This is a genomic window from Flavobacterium aciduliphilum, from assembly GCF_003268855.1.
GTDB lineage: Bacteria > Bacteroidota > Bacteroidia > Flavobacteriales > Flavobacteriaceae > Flavobacterium > Flavobacterium aciduliphilum.
Map to the genome: position 1 here is coordinate 32,625 of NZ_QLSZ01000007.1, position 20,181 is coordinate 52,805.

18 protein-coding genes and 1 tRNA gene are annotated in these 20,181 nt (G+C 30.5%); 17 read left to right on the forward strand and 2 right to left on the reverse strand.

Translation table 11 applies throughout. The features are described 5' to 3' along the window. Positions 1 to 4: 4 nt before the first annotated feature. The 7 genes from murG to CLV55_RS08510 all read left to right on the forward strand — a co-directional run bounded on the left by murG (position 5) and on the right by CLV55_RS08510 (position 7,350). On the forward strand, positions 5 to 1,105 hold the full coding sequence (murG, locus tag CLV55_RS08480) for an undecaprenyldiphospho-muramoylpentapeptide beta-N-acetylglucosaminyltransferase (protein ID WP_112113327.1): 1,101 nt from the start codon (positions 5 to 7) through the stop codon (positions 1,103 to 1,105). A gap of 51 nt (positions 1,106 to 1,156) precedes the next feature. After that, positions 1,157 to 2,497, forward strand: a complete 1,341-nt coding sequence (murC, locus tag CLV55_RS08485) for a UDP-N-acetylmuramate--L-alanine ligase (RefSeq protein WP_112113328.1) — start codon at positions 1,157 to 1,159, stop codon at positions 2,495 to 2,497. Further along, on the forward strand, positions 2,494 to 3,216 hold the full coding sequence (locus tag CLV55_RS08490) for a cell division protein FtsQ/DivIB (RefSeq protein WP_112113329.1): 723 nt from the start codon (positions 2,494 to 2,496) through the stop codon (positions 3,214 to 3,216). Before murC ends, CLV55_RS08490 begins: the two co-directional genes overlap by 4 nt. A gap of 46 nt (positions 3,217 to 3,262) precedes the next feature. Next, the gene (ftsA, locus tag CLV55_RS08495) at positions 3,263 to 4,669 is read left to right on the forward strand and encodes a cell division protein FtsA (RefSeq protein ID WP_112113330.1); all 1,407 of its coding nucleotides are present in this window, start codon (positions 3,263 to 3,265) and stop codon (positions 4,667 to 4,669) included. A gap of 39 nt (positions 4,670 to 4,708) precedes the next feature. Beyond that, a complete protein-coding gene (gene ftsZ / locus CLV55_RS08500) occupies positions 4,709 to 6,658 on the forward strand; it encodes a cell division protein FtsZ (RefSeq protein ID WP_112113331.1) in 1,950 nt (649 codons plus the stop codon). A gap of 107 nt (positions 6,659 to 6,765) precedes the next feature. Next, positions 6,766 to 7,215 (forward strand): GatB/YqeY domain-containing protein, encoded by a 450-nt coding sequence (locus CLV55_RS08505; protein ID WP_112113332.1) that lies wholly within the window; start codon positions 6,766 to 6,768, stop codon positions 7,213 to 7,215. Between the two features lie 61 nt (positions 7,216 to 7,276). Continuing rightward, positions 7,277 to 7,350, forward strand: a tRNA-Arg gene (locus CLV55_RS08510). Here the strand turns inward: CLV55_RS08510 and CLV55_RS13100 are convergent. Then, complete coding sequence (locus CLV55_RS13100; protein ID WP_394338242.1) at positions 7,304 to 8,857, reverse strand: recombinase family protein; 1,554 nt, start codon at positions 8,855 to 8,857, stop codon at positions 7,304 to 7,306. The two genes, CLV55_RS08510 and CLV55_RS13100, sit on opposite strands and share 47 nt — an antisense overlap. 222 nt (positions 8,858 to 9,079) lie before the next feature. Further along, on the reverse strand, positions 9,080 to 10,030 hold the full coding sequence (locus tag CLV55_RS08520) for a hypothetical protein (protein ID WP_112113333.1): 951 nt from the start codon (positions 10,028 to 10,030) through the stop codon (positions 9,080 to 9,082). A gap of 105 nt (positions 10,031 to 10,135) precedes the next feature. Here CLV55_RS08520 and CLV55_RS08525 point away from each other — a divergent pair, with 105 nt between their 5' ends. The 10 genes from CLV55_RS08525 to CLV55_RS08570 all read left to right on the forward strand — a co-directional run bounded on the left by CLV55_RS08525 (position 10,136) and on the right by CLV55_RS08570 (position 20,179). Continuing rightward, on the forward strand, positions 10,136 to 10,525 hold the full coding sequence (locus tag CLV55_RS08525; protein ID WP_112113334.1) for a hypothetical protein: 390 nt from the start codon (positions 10,136 to 10,138) through the stop codon (positions 10,523 to 10,525). Next, on the forward strand, positions 10,515 to 10,733 hold the full coding sequence (locus tag CLV55_RS08530) for a hypothetical protein (RefSeq protein ID WP_112113335.1): 219 nt from the start codon (positions 10,515 to 10,517) through the stop codon (positions 10,731 to 10,733). The genes CLV55_RS08525 and CLV55_RS08530 overlap by 11 nt, the downstream gene beginning before the upstream one ends. Before the next feature lie 338 nt (positions 10,734 to 11,071). Then, positions 11,072 to 12,322 (forward strand): coiled-coil domain-containing protein, encoded by a 1,251-nt coding sequence (locus CLV55_RS08535; protein WP_245902699.1) that lies wholly within the window; start codon positions 11,072 to 11,074, stop codon positions 12,320 to 12,322. 31 nt (positions 12,323 to 12,353) lie between these two features. Further along, complete coding sequence (locus CLV55_RS08540) at positions 12,354 to 13,205, forward strand: hypothetical protein (RefSeq protein ID WP_112113336.1); 852 nt, start codon at positions 12,354 to 12,356, stop codon at positions 13,203 to 13,205. Between the two features lie 23 nt (positions 13,206 to 13,228). Continuing rightward, a complete protein-coding gene (locus CLV55_RS08545) occupies positions 13,229 to 13,735 on the forward strand; it encodes a hypothetical protein (protein WP_112113337.1) in 507 nt (168 codons plus the stop codon). A 168-nt stretch (positions 13,736 to 13,903) separates the two neighbouring features. Beyond that, positions 13,904 to 14,281 carry a hypothetical protein gene (locus CLV55_RS08550; protein WP_146739555.1) on the forward strand — a complete coding sequence of 126 codons (378 nt, stop codon included), beginning with the start codon at positions 13,904 to 13,906 and terminating at the stop codon, positions 14,279 to 14,281. A gap of 149 nt (positions 14,282 to 14,430) precedes the next feature. Further along, positions 14,431 to 14,769, forward strand: a complete 339-nt coding sequence (locus CLV55_RS08555) for a hypothetical protein (protein WP_112113339.1) — start codon at positions 14,431 to 14,433, stop codon at positions 14,767 to 14,769. 124 nt (positions 14,770 to 14,893) lie between these two features. Next, positions 14,894 to 15,514 (forward strand): sigma-70 family RNA polymerase sigma factor, encoded by a 621-nt coding sequence (locus tag CLV55_RS08560; protein ID WP_112113340.1) that lies wholly within the window; start codon positions 14,894 to 14,896, stop codon positions 15,512 to 15,514. Positions 15,515 to 15,516: 2 nt separating this feature from the next. Continuing rightward, the gene (locus CLV55_RS08565; protein WP_112113341.1) at positions 15,517 to 16,719 is read left to right on the forward strand and encodes a hypothetical protein; all 1,203 of its coding nucleotides are present in this window, start codon (positions 15,517 to 15,519) and stop codon (positions 16,717 to 16,719) included. 1 nt (position 16,720) lies between these two features. Continuing rightward, positions 16,721 to 20,179, forward strand: a complete 3,459-nt coding sequence (locus CLV55_RS08570) for a tetratricopeptide repeat protein (RefSeq protein ID WP_158527030.1) — start codon at positions 16,721 to 16,723, stop codon at positions 20,177 to 20,179. Positions 20,180 to 20,181: the final 2 nt, after the last annotated feature.

The following is a 20,181-nucleotide window of genomic DNA, read 5'->3' on the forward strand; positions in this document are numbered from 1 at the left end:
AACCATGAAAAACTATAAATTCATATTAAGTGGTGGAGGTACTGGAGGGCATATATACCCAGCCATTGCGATTGCAAATGAATTGAAGCAACGTTTTCCTGATGCAGAATTTCTTTTTGTTGGAGCTAATGATAAAATGGAAATGCAGAAAGTTCCTCAAGCGGGCTATCCAATTGAAGGGCTTTGGATTGCAGGGTTACAACGAAAAATCACATGGCAAAATATGATGTTTCCATTAAAATTAATAAGCAGTTTATGGAAATCAAAAAGAATAATTAAAAAGTTTAAGCCAGATGTTGTGATTGGAACTGGAGGATTTGCCAGCGGCCCGTTATTGCAAGTGGCTAACAAAGCTCAGATTCCAACGGTTATTCAAGAGCAAAATTCTTATCCAGGAATCACAAATAAAATTTTGAGTAGAAAAGCCCAAAAAGTTTGTGTTGCTTATGATCATTTAGAGTCATTTTTTCCAAAAAATAAAATAGTGTTTACTGGGAATCCGGTGCGTCAAGATTTATTGGATATTGATAGTAAAAGAGCGGAAGGTATTTCGTATTTTAAATTAAATAATTCTAAAAAAACATTATTAATTCTCGGAGGAAGTTTGGGTGCTCGTAGAGTAAACCAATTAATTGAAAAAGAATTGGATTTCCTTTTGGCTTCTGGCGTACAAGTCTATTGGCAGTGTGGAAAATTATATTTTGAAGAATACAAGAAATATAACGAACACGAAAATGTACATGTTGTGTCTTTTATTGATAGAATGGATTTGATTTATGCCGCTTCAGATATTGTAATTTCTCGTGCTGGAGCCTCGTCGGTATCAGAATTATGCTTGGTAGGAAAACCTACAATCTTTATTCCATCACCAAATGTAGCTGAAGATCATCAAACCAAGAATGCTCGAGCAATAGTAGAAAAAAATGGTGCGATTTTGATTAAAGAGAACGAATTGGACGAAAAATTTAAAACGATATTTTCTGATTTGATGGCTAATGAAAGCTTACAACAAGCATTACGTCAAAATATTAAGAAATTGGCAAAACCTAATGCAACAAAAGATATTGTTGAAGAGATAACAAAATTACTCGAAAGACGAAAGTAATCAGGGATGGCTTGTGAACTGTAAGGTTTTCAAAATTTAAGACTTAAAAAAATGAATCTGAACCAAATACATAATGTCTATTTTATTGGTGTTGGCGGCATCGGAATGAGCGCTTTGGCACGGTATTTTAAAAATATTGGTAAACAAGTAGCAGGGTATGATAAAACACCAACTACACTCACAAATGAATTGATTGCTGAAGGGATAACGATTCACTTTGACGATGATATTCAACAAATTCCAAAAGACTATTTTGTGGATAACACATTGGTTATTGTCACTCCTGCTGTACCTATTTCTCATGCCGAATGGAATTATTTCACAGAACGTGATTACGTCATAAAAAAACGCGCAGAGGTCTTGGGGCTTATCACAAAAGATACGTTTTGTTTTGCTGTTGCAGGAACACATGGGAAGACGACCACATCGAGTATTTTGGGTCATATTTTATATGAAAGCGGACTTGATGTGACTGCTTTTTTGGGAGGGATTGTTGAAAATTACCATTCAAATTTAATAGGAACCGGGAAAACAATTTCCGTAGTTGAGGCAGACGAATTTGATCGTTCCTTTTTACATTTACATCCTGATATTGCATGTGTCACCTCAATGGATGCGGACCATTTGGATATTTATGGTGATAAAAAGGCAATTGAAGAATCTTTTAGAGCGTTTGCAGATAAAGTAGCAGATAAATCAAAAATGTTTGTTCCCAAAGGGCTTGATTTAGATGGGTTAACCATTGCGATTAACAATGATGCTACTTTCAAAGCATATAATATCAGAGTTCAAGACAGCAGTTATGTTTTTGATGTTCAAACGCCATCAGAAGTTATTAAAGATATTGCGTTTAGGCTTCCGGGGCATCACAATTTGATGAATGCTTTGATGGCATTGGCTATGGCTAAAACCTATGGTGTCGAAACAGCTCTAATTTGCAAGGCATTGGCCTCCTTTAAAGGGGTTCAAAGAAGATTTTCGTATCAAATTAATACCGAAAATAAAGTATATATCGATGATTATGCACACCATCCTACTGAGATCAATGCTGTTCATCAAGCTGTAAGAGAGTTATATCCTGGAAAAAAGATACTTGCTGTTTTTCAACCGCATTTGTTTAGTAGAACTCAAGATTTTGCAGATGATTTTGCTCAGGTATTGTCTCAATTTGATTCGATTATATTATTAGATATATATCCTGCGCGAGAGCAGCCTATTGAAGGTGTAACATCATCTTGGTTGTTGTCTAAAATAACCAATACATCGAAACAATTAATTGCTAAAAAAGATTTGATAGAGGTACTGGTAACCTCAGAGGCTCAAGTAATTGTGACTATTGGAGCAGGGGATATTGGAGAAATGGTTTTATCTATAAAAAAAGCACTTTTATGAAATTTTTTAACTGGTATTTCATACGACTTTTTCTAATGCTTGTCTTAGTCGTTTTTTTATATTCTTTTTCATACAAAAGAAATGCGCAGCGGGAAATAAAAAAATGCGATATCGTTTTTGTAGGCGAAAATCAAGGGTTTATAAAAAAAGAGATGGTTAATAAATTGTTAATAGAAAATAGAAGCCTTGTGTCAGGTATTAAAAAAGAGCACTTAAATTTGGACAAAATGGAGCAATCTGTTAACAAATATCCTTTGGTTGAAAAATCAGAGGTTTATGTTACAGTAGATGGTGTTTTAAGAGCTGAAGTAAAGCCAAGAACACCTATTGGTAGAGTTTTTAATGATGAAAGTTCTTTTTATATTGATGATAAGGGTGTTCTTATGCCACTTTCCGATGTGACAACGGCGCATGTGCCATTAGTTTCGGGAACAATTACCAATAAAAACAGAAAATCTTTAGCAGCAGTTTTGAAAAAAATTTATGATGATGACTTTCTAAAAAAGAATATCATCGGGGTTCAAATTACTCCAGAAAATGATTTAGAGATGTATAATAGAAACTTTGATTATCAAATTGAGTTTGGAAGAATGATGCATGTTGACAGTAAGTTTAAAAATTATAAAGCATTTTTTCAAAAAGCGATAACAGATAGTTCATTAGTTAAATACAAAAAGATAAATTTAAGATTCACAAAGCAAGTGGTTTGTACAAGATAAAAAGATTAAGTTAGATTAAGTATTGCTTTTGCAGAATATGAATACTATGGAGAATAGAGAAAACATAGCGGTTGGTTTAGATATAGGTACCACAAAGATTGTTGCCATGATTGGTAAGAAGAATGAGTATGGTAAACTTGAAATCTTGGGTCTTGGAAAAGCCAAAAGTTTAGGCGTAGCACGTGGTGTTGTGAATAACATAACCCAAACGATTCAGTCTATTCAACAAGCCGTGAGTGAAGCCGAAGAAAATTCTGGTTATAGAATCAATGACGTAGTAGTCGGAATTGCAGGACAACATATCAGAAGTATTCAACATTCAGATTATATTAGTAGAACTAATTATGAAGAGGTAATTAGTGAAAAAGACATACAACAGCTCATTGAGCAGGTAAATAAATTGGCCATGTTGCCAGGTGAGGAAATTATACATGTTTTACCACAAGAATATAAAATTGATGGACAGTCTGAAATAAAAGAACCTGTAGGAATGTATGGTAGAAGACTGGAAGCTAGTTTTCATGTCGTTGTGGGTCAGGCATTATCCATTCGAAACGTAGGAAGATGTGTGCAAAGTTCAGGAATCGAATTGTCTGGCATTAATTTGGAGCCACTAGCTTCTGCCGATGCTGTTTTGAGTCAGGAAGAAAAAGAGGCTGGAGTAGCATTAATTGACATTGGAGGAGGAACTACGGATTTGGCTATTTTTAAAGATGGCATCATCAGACATACAGCTGTCGTTCCTTTTGGAGGCAATGTCATTACCGAGGATATCAAAGAAGGTTGCTCAATCATAGAAAAACAAGCCGAGTTATTGAAAGTTAAATTTGGTTCGGCATGGCCAGGAGAAAATAAAGATAATGAAATTGTTTCTATACCTGGTTTGAGAGGGAGAGAACCTAAAGAAATTTCGTTAAAAAATTTGTCAAAAATAATTCATGCCAGAGTTGTTGAGATTATTGAACAAGTTTACACCGAAATCAAAACCTATGGTCATGAAGATCCTAGAAAAAAATTAATTGCTGGAATTGTGCTGACAGGTGGTGGTGCGCAATTGAAACACATCAAGCAATTGGTAGAATACATTACAGGGATGGATACACGCATTGGTTATCCTAATGAGCATTTGGCAGGAAATTCGAGCGAGGAAATATCAAGTCCGTTATATGCTACTGCCGTGGGATTGGTTATGAAAAGTATTGATAATCGTACGCAAAGCGCTTACAAATTGGAAGTTTCTAATAAAGTTCCAGTCAAAACTAAACCTATTGCCCGACCCATAATGGAAGAACCTAGTGTAATAGAAGATGTAAAAAATGAAAGTGAAGCGATACAAGAACCTGTAAAAGAAATCAAAGAAAGTACAGATGTTCCTAGTCAGGAAGATACTGGAAAGAACTTTTTTGATAAATGGGTCGATAAAGTGAAAGACTTTTTAGACAAAGCGGAATAAGTAGATAAAAGAGATAAGAATAAGTAAAACCAAAATAGTATGATAAGCAACTCAGAATTTGGAAGTATTTCATTTGATTTGCCAAAAAATCAATCAAATGTTATTAAAGTTATTGGTGTAGGTGGTGGAGGTAGTAATGCAATTAATCACATGTTTAAGCAAGGAATCAACGGAGTAGATTTTATTGTTTGTAATACAGATTCACAAGCATTACAAAACAGTCCGGTTCCTAATAAAATTCAGTTAGGTGTTAATCTAACGGAAGGATTAGGAGCAGGAGCAAATCCAGATGTTGGGCAACAATCGGCTATTGAAAGTGTTGGTGAAATTGAAAAAATGTTGGATAGCAACACCAAAATGGTTTTTATCACTGCAGGAATGGGTGGCGGAACAGGAACAGGAGCCGCGCCAGTAATTGCACAATTAGCAAAAGAGCGAGAAATTTTAACAGTAGGTATTGTAACCTTACCATTTTCTTTTGAAGGTAAAGTGCGACAAGACCAAGCTAAAGTTGGGATTGAAAAATTACGCAAACAAGTCGATTCGTTAATTGTAATTAACAATAACAAGTTGCGTGAAGTATATGGAAACCTAGGATTCAAAGCGGGATTTTCTAAAGCAGACGAAGTCTTGTCTACGGCTTCGAGAGGAATTGCAGAGGTAATTACACATCATTATACTCAAAATATTGACTTGAGAGATGTGAAAACAGTACTTCACAACAGTGGAACGGCTATCATGGGGTCTGCAACAGCATCGGGTGAAAACAGAGCAAAAGAAGCAATTATTGCAGCTTTAGATTCTCCGTTGTTGGACGATAATAAAATCACTGGAGCTAAAAACGTATTGTTGCTTATCGTTTCAGGTTCTAATGAAATCACTATGGATGAGATTGCTGAAATTAACGAGCACATCCAAGCAGAAGCAGGTCATAACGCCAACATCATTATGGGAGTTGGAGAGGATGAAAGTTTGGGTGATTCAGTAGCTGTTACAATTATTGCTACGGGTTTTAATGTTGAACAACAAGATGAGATCATCAATACAGAGGTAAAAAAGATTATTCATTCTTTGGAAGATGAACAAAAATTGGTACATGATTTAACTCAAAAACCTGTTGATTTTTTTCAAGTGAAGGTAGAGAATCCAATTGAAGTTCCTGCCGAAGTTAAAGAAGAGAAAATTGTTTTTGAACTTATTGAAAACGAAATGAAATCTGAGCCAGCACCCAAAGCTGAAAATGATTTGATTGCAATGAATGAGTTTATAAAAAATTTAGATGTAACATTCGAAATTGTATCACCAATTCAGGATATCGATCTTAATTTTTCTACATTCATTAAAGAAGAACCAAAAACGGTTCAACATGTTGCGCCAATTCAATCTGTAAAAGAGGAAGAACAATTTACCTTTTCATTTGACTTACCCGTTTCAAAATCGGTAGAAACAACAGAAAAAAGTGAGAAAATAGTTTTTGATTTAACTGCAGAAACCAAAGAAATTCAAGTAAATGAGCCGATTGAATTTGTCCCTGTAACCGAATTAAAAGACGGGGTGATTCGATATTCTTTGGAAGAATATATGGAAGTTGAAAATGAGTTATTAGGATCAAAACCTAAAGCTGAAATTAAAGAAGAGCCAGTTGAGGAAGCTTTAAACATCACAATGAAAGTGGCAGAGCCAGCGAAACCTTCTTATGCAACCCATACAAGTGATGAAATTTCTCCAGTAGAAATGACAATAGAAGAAACCTTAAAAATGCGTGCCGATGAAAGACGAAGAAAGTTAAAAGAATTTAATTATAAATTTCATAACAATCCGTCTCGAATTGATGAAATGGAAAAAGAACCTGCGTACAAAAGGTTGGGTGTTGATTTAACTGAAAACAATTCATTAAATAACAATTCAAGAATGTCTTTAGGATTAGATAGTAATGATGATATTCAATTACGTTCTAATAATTCATTCTTACACGATAATGTAGATTGATCATCAAGTTAATTAAATGGAATAGCCCGAAAGTTCGATTGAATTTTCGGGTTATTTTTTTTATCTTTGTAGCGCATTTAAATACAATAAACCGATAATATCATATTATGAGTTTACAAACTAAAATTATGGACGTGATGAAAGAAGCTATGCGTTCAAAAAATACCATAGCGCTTGAGGCGTTACGTGCCATTAAATCTGAGCTTCTATTAGCACAAACGGCTTCAGGTTCTAAAGAAGAAATTACAGAAGCTGATGAAATTAAAATTTTACAACGTTTGGTAAAAATGCGAAAAGATAGTGCTGAAATTTTTACTTCTCAAAACCGTCCTGATTTAGCAGAACCTGAGTTGGCTCAAATTAAGGTTATTGAGCAATTTTTACCCGCACAACTTTCAGAAACAGAAATTGAGGCTATAGTTTCTAAGATCATTACGGAAACAGGTGCATCGGGAATTGCTTCAATGGGGAAAGTAATGGCTGCAGCAACTGCTCAAATTGGTGGCCAAGCTGAAGGGAAAGTTATTTCAGCGATAGTTAAAAAATTATTAGTTTAAAAAATTATCAGTTTTGGATTATGATTCACAATTTGTAATTCAAAACGTGTTATTGTAATATGGCTGCGTAGTTCAACTGGATAGAATATCAGATTTCGGCTCTGAGGGTTGGGGGTTCGAATCCCTTCGCGGTCACTCTATGGGACATGTCTAATTTTTTAGATTTGTCCCATTTTTTTATCCCTCGGTAGGCCTTGTTAATACTGGAAATTTCATTTAATATTGGATTTACATCAGCGGTTCGAACTTTTTTATTTTCAAAGTGGATTTTATTTGGAAATATCGAACCAAGTAATAGCCTTTTTCCTTCAATATCAGCATTATTGTATTGTTTTTCAATAGATTCCATTTTATTTATGGCTTTTTGATACAAATCAAATAACACTTTTTCATCAAAATCATTTTTTTCTTTTTCTTTTAATTCTGTAACTATATTTTCATAGCGTATTTTAGTAGTTTGATAGTCAGATTTCTCGATTTCACCATCTACATACATGTCTTGTAATCGTTCTAATTTTTGCTCAATTTTTTTGATTTGTTCAAAATGTTTAGGGCCTAATTTGTTTGATTCCGCTTTTTCTGAAAGTTGTTCTTTTACGACTTCTTCAAATAGTTTCTTTATTGGACCATTAAGGGATATGCTATCAAGAAAATCATTAAACCACTGACTAACTTCTTCAAGGACATATCTTCCATTACAAGGGCTAATACAATGATAATAGGAATAATGTTTTGTTCTTCCTTTAGAGGTACTTGCTGTTAATGGGTTATTACATACTGGACAAAGTAAAAAACCTTTTAAAGGAAATTTATCGTTTAATTTTTTGTGTTTGGTATGATGTTTTTGTCTTCTATTGTTGAGAATATCCTGTACTTTATCAAAAAGTGATTTTGTTATAATTGGCTCATGCAATCCATTAATAATAGTTTCTTTTTCATCTTTGTATGCTTTTATGAAAATACCTCCATAATAAATTGGATTTTTCAATAGATTAGAAAAAGGAGTTTTACTACTTTTTAACCCCTTTGTTTTAAGTTTGATAAGCACTTCTTTTTGATTATATATACCCGTTGCCATGAGTTCAAATGCTTCTTGAATTAATACAGCATCTTTATTCGGGATTAATAGTGGTTTTTTAGCGCTATCTCTTCCGTTATCATAACCAAGAGGAGCACTTCCCATGTATCGTCCTTCTTTTAATGCTCTACGCATTCCTGAGGTAACATTTAACGAGCGGCGATGATTTTCCACTTCAGGTATAGAAAGATATACAGCAAGCATTAATCCTTGTTCAGGAATCGTTAAATCAAGCGGCTGTTCTATAGCATTTACTCGAATGGCTAGTGCGTTGAAAGTAGCTATCATTTGATATGATTCTGCTGTATTACGAGAGAATCTATCCCATTTGATAAAGATGACTTGGTTAACACTTTTTTTGTTTTTTTTACAAAAATCTAATAACTTCTTAAATTCAGGTCTTTTAAATGTTTTAGCTGAATAATCCTCACGGTAAATTGCTATAATATTCAAATTATTTGTTTGGCAGTAAGTCATTAATTTTTGTTCTTGGTCTCGAAGAGAATAGCCTCTACCAGCTTGTTCATCAGTTGAAACTCTAACATATAGAATTACATTATCCATCTTTATTGCTTTTTTAAAATGTTGTCGATTGAAACTTTGGCTAAAATGTTTAAGAATTTTAGAATTTCCTTAATTTCATCATCGGTGTATTGTTTTGCATTTACTTGTTTTAAAATTTGTCTGGCTTTTTCAAGTTCCATTTGTACCTCAAATAGACAAAAGAAGTAAGATGTACTTGTTTTGTACTTTTAGGTAGTTACGTGCTAAGGATTACTTAGGACATTATTGTTCTTTTTTTAATATTTCTTTTTTTGTGTTTTTTACCACTAAGTGTTTATCATTTCTATAAACCATTTCTATTTTTTCATATTGTTTCATTCCTAAAATTCTTCTAATTTCTTTGGCGTTTTGGTTTTTGACATCTTCCTCAAAAGTTAAGTTTAATGTAATGTCACCACTTTGATGTTTGTTTACTTTTATTTCTTTACATAAATCATCATTTAGCGCATCAACAACTTTTTTCTCATTTTCATTAAAAAAATAAAATTGAAAATTGTGTTTGTCAAAATTTGAATCTTCAAACATTTTTGCAACTAAAGGTACTAAAGGAATGTTTATAAAAGTATCATTAATAATAGAATTTGAAATAAGATTTGCTAGAGTAGTGTTATTATTAAAATTATTACTGTCATTCTTTATAAAAAATACTTCAACAAATTCTTCCTTTTTTTTAATCATCAATGAAACGGAAACATCTCTTAATAAGATGTCAGAAAACACTCCTCCAATATTTTGAAATAAGATATAATTCTTTTCGTCTATAATCTTATCAAAATAAGTCAAAAAGCTACCATCAAGCAAAAGAGGTCTAATAGTATCTTTTAATTCCTCAGGTACATGTTTTAGTATTGAATTTGCAAATTCTTGAGTTGATATGGAATCTAGTTTTTCGTTGTCAAATTCGATATTAGAGTACATGATATCTTTTACTGCTCTTATGGTTGGAAAATCAACATTAAACTCTCTCAATTCTTTGACAATAAATAACCAAAGCGCATCAAATACATTTAAAAAGACATTTTCTCTCTTTTCAATGTTTTTTGATTTAGTTTCTTTTGAAGAATAAACCAAGTTTTCTTTTTTCCAATGATTGTAATTTCTAGAGGGTATTTTTAAGAGACTTAAAGGAATTTTCTTTTCAAATATCCTTGGGTAATAATCGTAAATATTCATATTGTTTAGTATTTATTTAACAATACAAATGTATTAAAAAATAAACATATAACAAATATGTAATAAAAAAATAATTTGTATTTTTGCTTTTTTAAAACAACAAAAATGAAAAAGCCAGTAAAAATTTGTAAAAATCCTGATTGTGGAGTTGAAATAGTAGATTATAAATCTTCTAAAAGAGAATACTGTAGTGATTACTGCAGAAACCATCATGGGCATAAACGAAGATGTGAAGAAAACTTTGAATTTATTGCTCAAAAAAAAGGGTTGGCAAATAACTATAAAATACTAAAAAGGTACATAGATGCAGGTGTTGTTAGAGAAGATTTTGATAAACTGCTAAAATTTGGATTTGATCCAAAATATCTACCTCAGAAATATATAGATAGAACATTTAGTCCAAATATTGCATTTCATATTATAAAGGATATAATTTTTGGATTAGACCCAGTAACAAATCAAGTAATAATAAATTCGGTAAACAATGAAAAATAACACACTTACCCCAAGGCAATTAATGTTGTCTCCAGATGTTTTAGCCTATGAAATAGGTCAAATTCCAACACCAAAAAAAATAGAAAATAGAAAGATTGCAACGTATGTTATTATAGGTGTTTTAGCTACTATAATAGTTGGTGTTATATCCTATGAAATTTATCAGTATCACCAAGAAAATAAAAGGAAAACACAAGATTTGAACTAAAACAAAACAATCAGTGAAAATCATTGATAACTGATTTTCACTGATTGTTTCTAGTTGATATTGATTATGATTAGTTTTTACTGAAAATTATCGATAATTAACTTTTTTATCGATTTTACAACATGCAGTTAAGTTTAATGTTATCTGTCAATACATCAACTGTTTCAAATCAATAGTCGGTATTATCATGGAAAACTTTGTTTAGTTATTTATTAACTATAATAACAAAATAAGAAATAAGAAAAATAGATAACATTGTTTCAAAAATTATATAAAATATTTTTCATTCTAAGGTTACCTTTTTGTTTTATCTCTATTAATAAGAAAAAACAAATATCATGGAACTTACAAACAAAAAATTAGAAGCAGTCGAAGGAATTGCAAATGAAACATTACAAAATCAACTCGAAACTATTTCAAAAGAAAAAGTTGAACGAGTAAAAAGCTTTAAAGACTTTGGTTTTAAGAGAGCGGGTCAAAATTTAGGTAGTTGGCTCTCGTTGAAAACACATCTCAATTGGATTAGAGATGGTCATTTTGTTGATGAAACTTATAATGAAAATGAAGTGGAAATTTTGAGACAGCAAGCAGAAAATAAAATACTTTCTAAAGATGAAGAAAAAGAGAAAATTGAAGGTGATAAAAAAACTGCAATTGAAGTTTTAAAACCTTCTATTGAAAGAAAAATTAAAGATTTGAACGATGAAATTCAGCAAACTAGAATTGATCTTGCTGATAAAACCTTGCAGACAGGATATGAATCTATTAAATTTATCATGTATTCTACTTTGGTTGTCATACTCTCTTTTTACTTATTATTTTTTTATGCCTCGACTATTTATGCTGCTTTTTTTAGAAATAAAAGTAGCTTGATTGCTAATGCGGGAGGAGATATCTCGCTTTATCTGGATTCAATATTTGATGTTAAGGGAATTTTTACAGCATCTCCCATTTTATTGATTGTTTATTTAGGTGCTTTCTTGTTTTTTGCTATTGGACTTATTCCTCATAACATAGAAGGTAAAAACAAGAGTTATTATATTGGGTTATCACTTTTTGGAGCTTTAGTTGCTGATAGTATGCTTGCTTATAAAATTGATAAAGGTTTACATGACTTAAAAATAATGGCTGGAATTTCTGATGGAGAATGGTATTTTTATACCAGTATCAACTTCTATTTGGTATTGTTATTTGGATTTGCAGCCTATTTAGTTTGGGGCTATATGTTTGAAATGATGTTAAAGGAAAAAACAAAAAAATCTCCAGATATTAAAGCGAACATCATTATCAAAGGATTGAAAGAAGAAATTAGCCTTTTGAGAATTGAATTGAGTAATTTGGAAACTAGAATTATCGAATTAGAAACACAACTAAAAGCGATTATGTCACAATTGGAACAATTGAAAAAAGAATTAGAAAAACGTATGCAGAATCCAGATGCTTTATCTCAAAACTTGACTAGTTTTTATATGGGTTGGCAACAATATTTAAACAATACTACTGAATTTATAAACGAGAAAGACCTTTGTGAACAAACTTTTAATGAATTTATACAATCACAATTTCATCTAACAGTAAGTGCTAATTAAAATCTCTTAAAAATTTAAATTTAAAAACATTATGAAAACTATATATCAAAATATAATATTATTTACTTCTATTTTATTGTTGTTTACTTCTTGCGGATATGAAGAAGTGAAAATAGATAAAAAACCTGTAAACTATATTGTTCTGTTGGACTTAAGTGATAGAATTTTAGTTTCAGATCAATTAGATAAAGATTTTGCTTTGATAGAAACTACCTTCAAATCTTTTGAAAAACAAGCGAGGAAAAATTTAGTTATTTCCTCTAAAGACCGATTTAGTATTAAAATCATACCCCAGAAAAATAGTCCATTAAATGTGAATCATTATGAGGATTTATTGCAATTGTATCTTGATGAAACTGATTTTGCTGCTAAAAATAAATCTTTGGTAGCGTTATCAAAAGCATTGCCTAAAATCCTTGAAAACCTTAAGAAAGATGCGTTGTTTGGCACAACTTCTAATAAATATTTTGGAGTTGATATTTGGGCTTATCTTCACGATAACGGAATGGAACTAAGTAAATCAGGTTATGAAAATAAAATTTTAATTCTTACAGATGGTTATTTTGATTTTGAAAGTCAAGCTCACGTAATTAAAGATAAAAATCAATATACCAGCACTCGTTTTTTGAATGATTTGACTACTTCTAAATGGAAACAGATTTCAGATTCACAACAATATGGATTGTTACCAATAAAATTGGATAAAAATACAAATTGGATAGTTGCTGGAATCTCAGGTAAGAGAGCTAATGACATTTTACAAACTGAAAAAATAACCTACTTCTGGAATAAATGGCTGAAACAATCAGGAGTGAATCATGCCTCTTTTATTTTAAATGGTTCAATTTCTACCATGTGTTCTACTTTAAAGGGAAAAATATAATTTAAATATCAAATTAATAATATATGAAAAATTTTAAAACAATAATTACAATTATTTTATGCGTTTGTTATACTGTAATTAACGCTCAAAGCAAAGAAGAAGATCAAAAAGCTATTGCTATTTTTGAGATAAAAGATGCACGTGATAATGGTTCTGATTTTACTCCTAATGTCTTAGAAGAAAATGCTTATTTGGTTCTTTATAAATCAAATGATGGAGAAGAAATAATGTTGTCAAACTATTGGGAAAAATCCAAGTCTCAAAGTTTTGGAAGAATTTATTCTATTACGAAAGAAGGAAAGCCAGATACAGAAACAGAATATAAATATGATTTATATAATTTTCAATGGAGTTACTCTAATAGTTACGATGACAAGAAAGGTACTGCTAAAATTAAGTTATTCGTTGTTTATAAACCACAAGGAACCTATTTTGAATTTACGATTCTTCCAGAAAATTTAGACGTGTTAGTATATAAAGGGACAATGAAGGGAGATTTAAAATTATTAGATGTTAAAATTGATAAGTAAGTTGAAGTTTTTTTTTGAGAAGGCCGTCTTTTTGACGGTCTTTTTATTTTTAAATAATATCCAAAAGATTTTTTTTAAAAGAATTTACTCAGACTAGGTTACCTTTTTATAATTTCTGTATTAATAGTTATAAATAAATTATTTAAAATTAAAAAAAACACACCTGTTATGAAAAAAATATTTTTAGGATTACTACTATTATTAAGCACTTCAATGTTCTCACAAGAGACTTTTGTAAAGAAGTACACCTCAATGATTTCAAAAAAAGATGGAATTTTACAACCATGGGAAAAAACTGATGTTACAGTTGTTTTTAATCCTAGAGGGGTTAAAGATATTGTTATTTATTACTCTTCAGGAAATACGTTGACTCTACATCAAATTGGTGGTGTCGAAGCTGGCAAAACAAATTCAGGTGAAGGATACCAGATAGTTGAGTGTATTGACCAAGATGGTGAAAAATTAGCAATTCAATTATTTGATGATGATACTTGTTTTAGAATACTAATTGCAGAGGGGTATATGATAGAATTTCACAATGATTAGAAATTAATTCACACAAATATTTTTAGAAGTTTAAATTATTTTTATTTCTTCCCAAAAAAATAAATCAAAAAATCAAGGGTTACCTTTTTATAATTTCACTATTAACTAGTATAAAACAATTAATCATTAACAATTTAAATTTTATTATCATGAAAAAAGCATTTTTCTTTATCGCGTTTTTGTTTGCAGCTGCAACATCTTTTGCTCAAACCTCTACTTATGTTTCGGGTTACACCAACAGTAATGGCACTTATGTTGAACCTTACCGCAGAACTACTCCTAATTATACTCGTAATGACAATTACAGTACGGTTGGAAATGTTAATCCGTACACAGGGTCTTATGGAACTAAACCTGCGGATACTTATGTACCAAGTACTACTTATTCTTACAGCACTCCAACGTATTCAACACCAGTTTATACTGGACCACGTGGCGGTACATATTATGTAAATAGTAATGGAAACAAAACGTATATTAGTAGATAAATCAATATTAAACAAATCAATCTCTTTATCACTAAAGAGATTGATTTGTTCTATCATTTCTAAAGTGACAAAAAAATGTTAAATTGCTGCCTTTAAGATTTTATATACAAATATAGAGGTTACCATGGCAGACAAAAACATTTTTTCAAATCTTACTGACCAGGAGTTGTTAGTTAAAATAAAACAGAATTCCGATTATTTAGGTATCGTTTATAAACGATGTAAAACTAATTGTCTGGGGTTTATGAGGAAAATGACAAGCGGAAAAATCAGTGATTATGAACTGGAAGATGTTTTTCAAGATGCCAATATTATACTTTATGAAAAAATAGTAAAAGGTGATTTTGTTCTAACCGCTTCTTTTCAAACCTATTTGAATTCTGTTTGCCGTTTCCAATTATTAAATACTCTTGAAAAAAGTAAATTGACCACTGACTATGAAGATAATTCCGAGGATGACGATGATGAAAACCCTAATGGTTATAATTCTTCTATAACGGATAGTTTGGATGCTGTAGATCACTCCAACGAACCACAATTTTTGGCAATAGAAACTGCTTTAGAAAAGATGAAAGCTGCTGGAGGTCATTGTTATGAATTGCTTACTTTGTTTTGGTATCACAAAAAATCAATGAATGAATTGACTACTGAATTTGGATATACCAATTCAGATACTACTAAAAATCAAAAGGCAAAATGCCAAAAACGATTGGAAAAAATTGCTTATAACGAATTGAATCAATAAAAATGAAATTAGCTATCGACATAGTACAAAGTTTGTTGTTGCCAAAATTGGAGAAAGATGCCATTTTTGATATCAACCAAGCTAATATAGCTTTTTGGGAAACGTTTACTACTGCCTTTCTTGATTTTGAAAAGGATGCTAAACCAGTATATGCTGCTATTTATAGTTTGGGATTGAAAGATGCCGAGAAAATCATTTCTAAATTAGATACTGTTTACATTTCTTTTATAAAAGAGTTGGCTGAAAATCATGTTTTAGGAATTAGTTCTGAAGCTATTGATTATTTGATTACGTCCAAAAACAGCACTTTTGAAAAAGAGGTGCGCTTCTTTACTGATTTACAAAATGCCATTAAGAAAGTGGAGCGTAAACGCATTAAAACGGAACTTCCTAATGCTTTTGATAAACTAAGTTTTCAGCTTTCTGATGATGCTATTGCCTTAGCTATTACCAAAAAAGAACGTGAAGCTCTCAAAGAAAAAATGAATGCTTGGGATGAGCAATTAGTTATTTCGGAAGAAGCTCCTGTTTATTCTGTTTCTACTAAAAAAGAACCTAAAGTTTTCTCTTTATCTTGGATAAAATATGCTGCTGCAGCATGTATTGTTTTGACAGCTGGAATTATGTATTTTAAATTTAATACTGATAACAATGTTGTTCAACCTGGTGATACTAATGTGGTAACTGCTCCGGTTAAAAAAGAAACTATAACTCCTGAAATTCCTTCTGAAGCACTGGCTGAGGTTACTACGGTTACTAAAACGGCTACTGTAGTTAAAAGTGGATTAGGATTTGCTCCAACTTCGTCTAAAATTAAAATTGTTGAAAATAATCAAGCAGCCCGAAAGATTTCAATTGAAAAAGCCATAGAAAAATATCGCCAAATGCTTGAACAAGAGTTTCCAGAAAATAAATTGGGTTATGGTTCAAGAGCCAAAGCCATACAAGATACTATAACTTCGCTACAAAAAGAACTGGTGCTGCTAAATGAAAAAGAAAAACAATATATTTTTGATGGTAAAGCATTGGTTTTATATGTCTCGGTTACTGCTAAAGAAAATGCTATAGTACTTTATGATGAAACTTATTATTTTAAAAGAGATGCCGACTTTTTTAAGTTGACCGTTGCTAAGCAACCTCAACTTTATAAAAAAATAACTGATTTAGATCTTTTAGAAGTATTGAATAATTTGTGTGATGAATAACATGAAGAAATTACTAATTATCTATTTATTTATTTTATCTATTTTTTCCTATTCTCAAGAAAAGAGATTAGCTCTAGTTATTGGTAACTCTAACTATGAAAAAGGAGAGTTGAAAAACCCCGTAAATGACGCAAAATTAATTGCAAAAACTTTGGATTCATTGGGCTTTGAAGTGATTGCAAAGTACAATCTTTCCACAAAAAGAGAACTTTTGGATGTAATTCGTGATTTTGGGGTTAAACGAGAAAGTTATGATGTTGGGTTTATCTATTATGCGGGTCATGGAGTACAAGTAAAAGATGAAAATTTTTTATTACCAACAAAGGAAATTTATAACTCTGAATTGGATGTTCAAGATTTTGGAGTAAGCGTTCAAAGTATATTGAGATATTTGGAAAGTAAAACAGACCAAGTTAATATTCTAATACTAGATGCTTGTAGAGATAATCCATATGAATCAAATTGGAATAAAACTAGATCATTAAAAGGTAGTGGACTTGCTAAAATACCCCCACCAACAGGTTCACTTATTGCTTTTTCTACTGATGTCGGTCAAACTGCTGCTGATGGAAAAAATGAAAACAGTATATATACAGAAAGTTTAGCAAAAAATATGCTGATAGAAAATATAAGTATAGATCAAGTTTTTAGAAATGTTAGAAGCGAAGTATTAGCTAAAACCAAAGGAACACAAAGACCCGTGGAAGCTACACAACTTACAGGTAATAGCTTTTATTTGGTACAAAGTAATTATGAAATTCAATTTAAGAAGGCAAAGGAACTAATTGAAAAAAAAGAATATTTAGAAGCTTTAAATATAAGTAACACAATATTGCAGATTGATCCTAAAAATATTAAAGCACTTTTATTAAGAGCAAATATATATCAAGGAGATTTAAATCAATTTGAAAAAGCATTATTGGATTACGAAAAAGCTATAGAAATTCAACCGAAAAATGCTAATACTTTTTTCTGTAGGTCTGAATTATTTGAAAATTTAAAACAATATGACAAAGCTCTATTAGATTATAACAAAGCTATTGAATTAGCACCTGATAATTCAATTTACTATAATTCAAGGGGTAAATTATATGAAAATTTGTTAAAACAATACAACAACGCCTTATTTGATTATAATAAAGCTATTGTTTTAGAACCAAATAATCCGTCTTGGTATTTTTCAAGGGCATATTTGTATCAATTTAGTTTAGAATTATATGAGAATGCATTAACTGATTATTTAAAAGTATTAGAATTAAATCCTAGATCTTCTGGAGCCACAAATAATATTGGCCTTATTTATAAGGATTATTTTAAAAATAATGAAAAAGCTCTTGAATTTTATAATAAGAACATTGAATTAGCACCCACAGACCCTCTAGGATATTCAAATAGAGGTGATTTGTATCACTTTAATTTTAAAGATAATACAAAGGCACTAGCAGATTATAATAAAGCCATTGAATTGTCTTCAGACGATGCAAACTATTATAATAGTAGAGGTCAATTGTTTCAGGAATTAAAACAATATGACCAATCACTTGCAGATTATTCTAAAGCTATTGAATTAAATCCAAAAGAATCTAATTGGTTATTTAATCGTGCATTATTATATGAAGAAATGGAACAATATGATAAGTCATTATCGGATTATTTAAAAATAATCGAAATTGACCCAAAGCAAACAAATGCTTTCAACAATGTTGCTTTGATATATAAAGATTATTTAAAAGATTATAAAACGGCACTCGAATTTTTAAGTAAGAAAATAGAATCAAACCCAAAAGACCCTATGGGATATAGAAATCGTGGGTTTTTATATCAAAATCAACTTAAGAACAACGAGAAAGCACTTATCGATTATAATAAAGCAATTGAAATAGCTCCAAATGAAGCAAATAATTATTTTTATAGAGGTCAATTTTATGAAAATGAATTAAAACAATATGACAAAGCTTTACTTGATTACAATAAATCTATAGAATTAGAGCCAAAAGAAACGGAGTGGTTATTTGCTCGTGCTTTTTTATTTCAATATAGCCTAAAAAGATATGATCAGGCGCTGTCCGATTATCTTAAAGTAATTGATATAGAGCCCACAATTTCTAATACTTATTATAATGTCGCAAATTTATATAAAGATTATAAAAAAGACTATGAAAAAGCGCTTGAGTTTTATACAAAGCAAATTGAATTAACACCCTCAAATCCTATAGGATATTCAGGTAGGGGCGATTTGTATCGCTTTAATATTAAAGATTATACTAAAGCCGTAGAAGATTATGACAAAGCCATTGAATTAGCTCAAGATAATGCTAGTTTTTATTATGATAGAGGTCAATTGTTTGAGGAAGCAAAAAAATATGACCAAGCACTAGCCGATTATTCTCAAGCAATTGAATTAGAACCAAAAGAATCAAGTTGGTTATTTGCAAGAGCATTTTTGTATAATAAATTAAAACAATATGATAGGGCTTTATCAGATTATTTAAAAGTTATAGAAATTAACCCTAGAGATAAAGATGTGTACTATAATATTTCATTAATTTATCTAGATTACTTAAAAAATAATGAACAAGCCCTTAAATATTTAAATAAAGATATTGAGTTAAATCCAAAAAGTTCTTTTGGTTATATAAATAGAGGTGATTTTTACAGATCGTATCAAATTGATTATGAAAAATCAATGTTAGATTTTAATAAGGCAATAGAATTAGAGAATAATAATGCTGAAATTTATTTTTACAGAGGTGTATTGAATACATTTAATTTAGATAATGTAGAAAAAGGATTGTCTGATTTTAATAAGGCAATAGAATTAGATCCAAAAAATGCCAGCTATTATAACAGAAGAGGTATACTATATAGAGTAAAACTAAAAGATTTTAATAAAGCGCTTGATGATTATAACTATGCAATAAAATTAGAACCAAATTTTAATGAAGCTTATACAAATAGAGCGATACTTTATCTTTTTAATTTAAATGATGTTGACCATGCTTTAATAGATTATAATAAAGCCATTGAACTTAATCCTGAAGATATTGAAGGCTATATTTATAGAATAAATTATTATATCAAAATTAAAAACTATGAAAAAGCACTTGAAGAAGCTGATTATGTGATAAAAAAAGACAATAAAAAGCCCCAACCATTTTATAAAAAGTCTTTAATATATGACAACCAAAATAAATTTTTACAAGCCATTATTGAAGTTTCTATTGCCATTCAGAAATATATAGAAAATCCTAATCCAGATAATGATATTCTTGATTTTGAAGAAATAAATCTTTTAGATTTAGTAGATTTATATTTATATAGAGCTAGTTTATGTAAAAAAATTAATGATTTAGACTCAATGTGTGTGGACCTTAAAAATGCACTTGAGTCTATAAAAGATAATCCTACTAAAAAGAAAGAAATAGAATTTTTGATTAAAGAAAATTGTAAGCAAAAATAATG